The sequence below is a fragment of the Paenibacillus sp. NPDC058071 genome (assembly GCF_042885235.1).
Lineage (GTDB): Bacteria > Bacillota > Bacilli > Paenibacillales > Paenibacillaceae > Pristimantibacillus.
In genome coordinates this window covers 384864-392987 of sequence record NZ_JBHVSK010000005.1, presented here as the reverse complement: position 1 = coordinate 392987, position 8124 = coordinate 384864, and the positions used below count along the sequence as shown (strand labels likewise).

Annotated in this window: 7 protein-coding genes; 1 reads left to right on the top strand and 6 read right to left on the bottom strand. The window is 54.0% G+C overall.

The window, feature by feature from the left end:
- Positions 1–801: 801 nt before the first annotated feature.
- Positions 802–2205, bottom strand: a complete 1404-nt coding sequence (locus ACFVTB_RS11460; protein ID WP_387748567.1) for a class I SAM-dependent rRNA methyltransferase — start codon at positions 2203–2205, stop codon at positions 802–804.
- Positions 2206–2562: 357 nt separating this feature from the next.
- Between ACFVTB_RS11460 and ACFVTB_RS11455 the strand changes: the two genes are divergently transcribed.
- A complete protein-coding gene (locus ACFVTB_RS11455; RefSeq protein WP_387748565.1) occupies positions 2563–3540 on the top strand; it encodes a Na/Pi cotransporter family protein in 978 nt (325 codons plus the stop codon).
- Here ACFVTB_RS11455 and ACFVTB_RS11450 read toward each other — a convergent pair.
- The 5 genes from ACFVTB_RS11450 to prmA all read right to left on the bottom strand — a co-directional run bounded on the left by ACFVTB_RS11450 (position 3537) and on the right by prmA (position 8114).
- Complete coding sequence (locus tag ACFVTB_RS11450; protein ID WP_387748563.1) at positions 3537–3968, bottom strand: NUDIX hydrolase; 432 nt, start codon at positions 3966–3968, stop codon at positions 3537–3539. The genes ACFVTB_RS11455 and ACFVTB_RS11450 overlap by 4 nt on opposite strands.
- A gap of 161 nt (positions 3969–4129) precedes the next feature.
- A complete protein-coding gene (gene mtaB / locus ACFVTB_RS11445; protein ID WP_387748561.1) occupies positions 4130–5566 on the bottom strand; it encodes a tRNA (N(6)-L-threonylcarbamoyladenosine(37)-C(2))-methylthiotransferase MtaB in 1437 nt (478 codons plus the stop codon).
- A 6-nt stretch (positions 5567–5572) separates the two neighbouring features.
- Complete coding sequence (locus tag ACFVTB_RS11440) at positions 5573–6361, bottom strand: RsmE family RNA methyltransferase (RefSeq protein ID WP_387748559.1); 789 nt, start codon at positions 6359–6361, stop codon at positions 5573–5575.
- Between the two features lie 35 nt (positions 6362–6396).
- The gene (locus tag ACFVTB_RS11435) at positions 6397–7113 is read right to left on the bottom strand and encodes a site-2 protease family protein (protein ID WP_387748557.1); all 717 of its coding nucleotides are present in this window, start codon (positions 7111–7113) and stop codon (positions 6397–6399) included.
- Between the two features lie 8 nt (positions 7114–7121).
- Complete coding sequence (prmA, locus tag ACFVTB_RS11430; protein WP_387748555.1) at positions 7122–8114, bottom strand: 50S ribosomal protein L11 methyltransferase; 993 nt, start codon at positions 8112–8114, stop codon at positions 7122–7124.
- Between the last annotated feature and the right edge of the window lie 10 nt (positions 8115–8124).

The following is an 8124-nucleotide window of genomic DNA, read 5'->3' as shown; positions in this document are numbered from 1 at the left end:
TGGCGGATATCTCCCATGACACACCTCGACCTTTTTTGTTAGTTTTATTGTATCAGGTCGCTGTTACAGCGTGTCTACTTTTTAGTCTACATCCAGATTGGCTCCTGTAAGACGGAAAACCGGCTTACAGAGGTGAATTCAGGGCTGTTGCGCCTCTCTTGTACGCATTTCTCCGCTGTAAGGCGCTTTCGAGCCTTGCAGCACGGTGGCGGACTCGGTTTCTCCTCTGTAAGGCGCTTTCGAGCCTTACAGCACGGTGGCAGACTCGTTTTCTACCCTGTAAGGCTCTTTCGAGCCTTACAGAACGGGTGACGGACTCATTTTCTACCCTGTAAGGCTCTTTAGAGCCTTACAGCACGGGTGGCGGACTCATTTTCTCATCTGTAAGGCGTTTTCGAGCCTTACAGCACGGTGACGGACTCATTTTCTACCCTGTAAGGCTCTTTAGAGCCTTACAGCACGGTGGCAGACTCGTTTTCTACCCTGTAAGTCGCTTTCGAGCCTTACAGAACGGGTGGCAGACTCGTTTTCTACCCTATAAGTCGCTTTCGAGCCTTACAGAACGGGTGGCAGACTTGTTTTCTACCCTGTAAGGCGTTTTCAAGCCTTACAGACGCGAATCGGAGCCGGGGCGCTCCCTCTAAGACGGAAAACCGTCTAATAGGCGCGCATGCGAAGCCACCCCTTTCAGTCAGCCTCGCTGCCCGACCTATCAAAAAAATAAAAGGCTGTTCCGCGCGGGTCTCTATGACCTCGCTGGGACAGCCTTTCTTATCGTTCCGTATCGTGTAGTCCACCCGCTTAAAGTTGCAACTTGCTGCGTACCTCGAATATGGCGAACTTCAAATAGTGGCCTTCGTTGACGCCGAGAAGTTGAGGGTGATCTTTGCCTGCCGCCCGCCATTCCACGAGCCGCAGCAGTTTTCCAGCATCCGCAGCCGCTTCTTGGATCGTCTCCAGGAACAGATCCGGGCGCATATGGTACGAGCAGCTGGCGGTAACCAAATAGCCGCCTTCGTTTACAAGCTTCATACCGTGCAGATTAATGTCTTTGTATCCGCGACATGCCCCTGCTACCGCGCTTTTTGTCTTGGCAAACGCCGGCGGATCGAGAATGACGACGTCCCACGTCCGGCCGCTGCCTTCCAGCTTCTTCGACGTGTCCGTGCCCGCTTTGCTGCGCAGTTCGCGCTCCTCAATTCCTTTTACCTGCGTGCGCAAGTAATCGAAGGCGTCGGCTACGACAAATTCAACACGGTCGGTGAATCCGTTGCGCTCCACATTGCGGCGCGCGGTGTCGATCGCATGCTCCGATACGTCGAGGCAAGTAACCTTTTTGGCGCCGTATTTGCACGCGTGCAGCGTAAAGCTGCCTGTGTGGGCAAAGCATTCGAGCACAGTCGCGCCGTCCCAATACGGGAACGTGACTACTTTGCCGTTCGCATTAACCGGGACTAGTTCTCCTGTCTCGCTGGACTGTTGCGCACCAGAACCGGCCAACTCAACATCTGCTGCCCGACGCTCCAAGCGGATGCCGCTGCGCGAACCCCAGCCTTTCATTAATGGCTCGATGGATGCACGGTTTTCCCGCTGATCGTAAAAATAGCCGGTCTTCTGTCCCTCCACAATATCGACTTCAAGCTTCAGCCCGTTCTCTTCGATCTCGATAATCGGCGGACATTCGCCATACATAACGCCGGTACGCTTCTCCAACCCCTCGAGCTGTCTAACTCCGACGTCGCTTCTTTCATAAATGCCTTTAGGCTGAAAAACGTCGATCAACGCTTCCAGAAGCACGTCCCTGCGAATATCCATCCCCAGCGTCAGCAATTGCACAACGAGCACGTCCCCGAAGCGATCGACCGTCAACCCCGGCAAAAAGTCGGCTTCACCATAAACGAGCCTGCAATCGCTGTCCGCTACAAAACGGGAACGATGCGCCGCACATTGCTCCAGCCGCTCATGGAAAAATGCCGCATCCATTTCCTCAATTGGCTTGTAAGAAACGGTACGCACCATTATTTGAGACTGCGGATTGTAGTATCCGGTAGCCAAATATTGACCCTTATGGGTCACGATGTCGACGATGCCGCCCGGTTGCGTTTCCCCTTCCACCCGATCAATTTCGCTTGCGTACACCCACGGGTGTCCGTTTTCCAAACGCTTCTTGCGGCCGCGCTGCAGCCATACCGTTGCTTTGCTCAACTTTTGATCTTCCTCTCTATGTATCCACCGGGACTATAAAAATACTTGTCATTCCGGCTGTCATTCTTAATCCAGTACGTTCTGGCAAAAGGTACGCCCGCATAAGAATAGACAAGCTTCGCGCTTGTCTTATCTTTAAGCTTGCCTTGGTTTGCGCTTGGTTTGCACTTGGTTTGCGCTTGGTTTGCGCCATCGTTTGCGCCATCGTTTGCGCTTGGTTTGACGCTTATCTTTGCCCTTATCTTCCGCTTACCCGCCGACTTGTTCGCATCGACAAAACATTCAATTCATTCCAAAAAGAAACCCAGATTCAATTCAATTTCTTCTATTATGTTAAAAAAGGGGTGACCCTCCGATATGTTACACTCCATAGTGCTGCCAATGGCAATTGGATTTACGATCTTTCTCGGCGGCATGAAGCTGATGGAACTGGCGCTCCACCGGCTCGCCGGCCCCCAGCTTGGCCGGGTGCTGCACCGTTCGACGACTACACCCGGCCATGGCCTGATCGTCGGCACCGCCACCACCGCTTTTCTGCAAAGCAGCACCGCTGTAACAGTCATTGCCATCGGCCTCGTCAACGCCCGCCTGCTCACCTTCCCGCGTACCCTCGGCATCATTCTTGGCACCAATATTGGCACTTGCCTGACGACCGAACTGATCGGCCTTCGCCTGAACGAGCTGGCGTTCCCGCTGCTAGCCATATCGGCCGCCTTATGGTTAGTTACCGTGCTGCTAGACGAACTGCAGCTTCTCCCGCTTCGAACAGGCGCAAGAAAAAGGGTCGAGAAAACGCGCTTCGGCTCCGTCGCCTTAGGCGGTTTCAGCCTGCTGCTAACGGGAATGGCACTTATGCAAAGCATTGGACCTGCCGTGCAAAGCAGCCCTCTCTTTGATTGGTTTTTGGCCAAATCTGCTGAAAACCTATGGTGGGCGCTTGCTGCCGGAGCGGTGCTGACCGCGATCGTACACAGCAGCTCCGCCGTTATCGGCATTGTGATGGGCTTCGCCTCCATCGACGCAATGCCGCCTGAACTATGCGTCGCCATCGTGCTCGGCGCCAACGTTGGAACCTGTGTGACCGCCCTGCTCGCTTCCATCGGCGGTTCCAAAGGCGGGAAACTTGTCGCGCTGTCTCATATCGTTTTGAACGCAGGAGGGGCGCTGCTGTTTATGCCTTTTGTCGGCCAATTGACCGCCTTATCCGGTTGGCTCGCGCATTCACCCGCCAGCCAGATCGCCCATGCTCAAACAATCTTCAACCTTGCAAGCTCGCTGCTTGCGCTACCACTTTGCTACCTGCCGGTATTTAAACGCATGCAACTTGCCGATTAATCGGCCGGCAATCCGAGCAGGCGCAGCGCACCCGCCAAAATGCGGTTGTTGTTGTCGTAGCCGGATTGCTTCTGGCGTCTCCAGGCATCAGCGGGCTCGAACCAGTCCACCCCGCGAATTTCTTCAACTTGAGCTTGGAGCGTGCCGCCGATCGCTTCGACCAGATAGTAGTGGACTTCTTTGTCTACCGTCCCTTTTGCCTCGTCGTGATACTGATATTTAATTTGATCGATCGGCTCGATAATTTTTCCGATCAACCCCGTCTCTTCGGCGATTTCACGGAGAGCGGTTTGCTCAACCGTCTCCCCTGCTTCCATCTTGCCTTTCGGCAGCGACACTTTTCCGTATCGGTCCTGAATGAGCTGAATTTGCAGCGCTCCGTCCTCCGTATGTCGGAAGACGACGCCTCCAGCCGAAATTTCCTTCATGCCCGGTTCCCCCTTGCCTGCTTGACATCGATTGCGCATTGCATGCAACAACGAGGATTCGGCTTACGCCCATTTGTGGACGGCATACGGAACCCTCGTTGTGGAGCGCGTCGGGAGCAGCGTAGCAGCTTCTCTCCGGCCGCGTCTTTATTTGTTTTCGATTAAGCTTTCACTGTTTCCCCACCCGCAGCGTGAGCGAACGGATGCTTGAACGGAGAATCGCCATCGTTATCTTTCTCAAAACTGTACGAATGCGGCTCCGGCACAACAGCATTGTAATCGTCAAGTACACGCAGCAGCACGCCGCGGTTTTCGTTGACGCCCGGCTCCGTAACTTTCACACGGCACAGCTTCCCGATCAGCTCTTCACCGCCGTTAAAGACGATTTGCAAGTAGTTGTCGGAATAGCCCATAACAAGGCCCGTTCCCGGCGCACCTTTATAATCGCGCTCCGGAATGACGTCGACGACGTCGCCAACACGCTTCTCAGCATAGGCAAGCTGCATTTTCTCCGACAGATCGATCAGACGGTGAACGCGCTCGTTCTTAATTTCTTCGTCAATCTGATCATCCATTCTCGCAGCCGGAGTACCCGTCCGACGGGAATAAGGGAAGACGTGCATTTCGGAGAAGCCGACTTCTTCCATGAAGCGGTAGCCTTCTTCGAACATTTCGTCCGTCTCGCCCGGGAAACCAACGATAACGTCGGTCGTGATTGCAACGCCCGGCATCACTTCGCGAATCCGCTTCAGCTTACCCGCGAATTCCTCAGTCGTATATTTCCGCCGCATCCGTTTCAGGACAGCATTGTTGCCGGCTTGTAGCGGAATATGCAGATGGCGGCACATTTTCGACGAACGGTTCAATACGTCGATCATTGCATCGTCGATTTGGCTCGCTTCGATCGAACTGATCCGAATCCGCTCCAGCCCTTCGATCTTATCCAAATCCCAGAGCAGATCAGTCAAACGGTAGTTTTCCATATCGTCGCCGTAACCGCCGGTATGAATGCCAGTCAGTACGATTTCCTTGTAGCCGGAAGCCACGAGCTGCTTCGCTTGCTCGATGACGCTTTGCGGATCACGGCTGCGCGAAAGTCCGCGAGACCAAGGAATGATACAGAATGTGCAGAAGTTGTTGCAGCCTTCCTGTATTTTCAAAAAGGCGCGGGTTCGCTCCGAGAAATCCGGTACGTCCAGCTCTTCGAATTCTCTCGTTTTCATAATGTTGCGCACTGCGTTGACCGGCTGACGGTCCGCATGAATTTGGTCGACAAAGCTTAAGATCTTTTCGCGGTCCTGCGTGCCGATGACGAGATCGACGCCTGGAATCGCCATAATCTCAGCTGGCGACGTCTGCGCGTAGCAGCCAGTTACAGCGATAACGGCATCAGGATTGCGCCGCACCGCGCGGCGAATAATTTGCCGGCTCTTCTTGTCCCCCGTATTCGTAACTGTACATGTATTAATCAAATAGACGTCGGCAGTCGATTCAAAATCAACCTGCTCGTAGCCTGCATTTTTAAACAGCTGCCATATGGCTTCCGTATCGTAAAAATTCACTTTGCAGCCCAAGGTGTAAAATGCTACCGATGGCATAATCGCTTACGCTCCTCCCATTTCTCCGGCTTCGTATAGCAGGCAAGTCAGCCCGACTAAACCTGCGGTTTCCGTCCGCAAGATCCGCTTGCCCAGACCGACGATTACCGCCCCTGCCGCCTCCGCCTCATTCGCTTCCTTCTCAGTGAAGCCGCCCTCCGGACCGACGACGAGCAGCAGCTTAGGCGCACGGCCCGCCTCAAAGCGTCCGTCTTCGCGGCTTTTCCAAGCCTGTACGGCATCTCGAATGCCGATGCCTTCTGCGCTGTCGCCTTCCCGTTCATAACAAAACAACGTTAAATCGAACAATGCTATGGATGCAATCAGCTCGCGCCAACTGCGCACCGGTTCGATAACCGGCACGCGGCAGCGATGGGATTGCTCCGCCGCTTCCTTGGCGATTTTGCCCCATCGTTCGAGCCTCTTCGCTTCTTTTTTTCCGTCATATTGAACGATCATCCGTTCGGATTGAAAAGGCGCAAACGAATAAGCGCCGATCTCGGTTCCTTTCTGAATGACCAATTCCATCTTGTCGCCCTTCGGCAAGCTTTGCGCCACCGTCACCGACCATGCAGGCTCGCTGTCCATTGGCAGCTCCTCCACGATCGACGCGACAACTTCGCCGGCCGCCGCTTCCGTGACAGAAGCGAGCGCCAGACGGGACTCGCCGTCACTGACGACAAACTTGTCGCCTTCTTTCATCCGCATGACACGGATCGCATGAAAGGCGTCTTCTCCGGTTAATCGCACGCGCGAGCTTTCAAACTGCTCCGCTGCTACAAAATATCGCTGCATAACGTCAATCTAACCATCCTTCATCATAGCATGTTTTAAGCTAGAAAATCCATGATAAAGCTGTTCCAGTCCATATAGGTCGGGAAAACAGCGTTAAACAAACGAACGAAGCCCCAGAATATATCGCTCTGCAGCGCTAAAATCGGATCGAGAGTCACGCGCCGCAGCGGCGGAACGAAGACGAGCAGCAGAAAAATAAAGACGCCCCACTGCGCATTCTGATCCATCTTATACTGGACGGAGCGCGGCATTAAATCTTGAATGATCCGGTATCCGTCAAGCGGCGGCAGCGGGATCAAGTTGAACACAAACAACAAAAAGTTAAGCGAGAACATATAAAAGAAAAAATGAACGAGTGCACTGTAAACACCGGGCGAAACGGCCGCAAACGCGCCCGTTTCGTTCAAAATATAAACGCATAAGATGGAGAACGCGCCCAGCACCAGATTGCTGAGCGGACCGACCGCGGATACGATGACCCCCATCAGCCGAGGGTTCTTGAACCGTCCGCGGTTGACAAGCACCGGCTTGGCCCAGCCGAAGCCCGCAATCAGAATAAGAATCGCGCCAAGCCAGTCGATATGGACGCGGGGATTCAGCGTCACCCGGCCCATATCGTATGCCGTTCTGTCGCCGAATTTATAAGCGCTGTACGCATGTGCAAACTCGTGCACCGTGAAAGCGATAATCAGGACAAGCGCGATAAACGGCAAGTCCTCAAGCGGATAAGCAAGAATACGGTCCCAATCCATGCGTCACGTCACCCCGGCTTTCTCGCCACGAACGCGATCCAATCTTCGTCCCGGCGCTTTTCGACAATCGTAAATCCGGAGCGGACAAGTCCCTCTTCCACTTCCGTTTCTTTATTCTTATAAATGCCCGAAGCGATATAGATGCCTTCCGGCTTCAGCGCCTGATAGACGTCGTCGATAAACAGCAAAATAATTTCCGCTAAAATATTGGCGACTACAAGGTCGACCGGCAGTTCCACAGATGTGCGCTGCGCCTCGCGTTCGTTCGCCACATAGACCACTTTACCTCCAAGCACGCCGAGCAAATCGCTCTCGATTACTTCGATTTTGTCAGATAAGCCGTTCAATTGCACGTTTTCCCCGGCACTCGAGACGGCGACTGGATCGAGGTCGAGCGCGAGCACCCGATCGGCTCCCAGCTTCATTGCGCCGATAGCCAGAATACCTGAGCCGGTTCCGACGTCGATGACGCTCTCCCCACCACGAATGACCGACTCCAGTGTTTGCAAGCAAAGCGCGGTCGTCGGATGCGTACCGGTTCCGAACGCCATGCCCGGATCGAGATGAATAATCTTCTCCTCCGGCGACGGCTCATAGTTTTCCCATGTCGGTTTAATCGTCAAGCTGTCCGACACTTTGATCGGCTTGAAATACTGCTTCCAAGCATTCGCCCAGTCTTCCTCGTCGACAAGCCTCCAGGACAGCTCGTAATCGCCGGGATCGATGCCGAACTCGCGAAGCTCGTTGATGCGGGGCTTCAATTCCTCAGCCAGCTCATCCATGTCCGTGCCTTCAAGGAAGTAGCCTTTAATGACCGCATGCCCCTCCGGAATATCGTTCAACGGAAGTTCGTACCACTGTCCAAGCGAGGTGTCCCGCTGCTTATTGAGCGTACCCGACTCCTCGATGGAAACGCCGTCCGCGTCCCGTTCATGCAAAAAGTTGGAGATCATCTCAATTGCCTGCTCCGTTGTGTAAATCGTGATTTCCTGCCATTTCATGCTTTCGAAT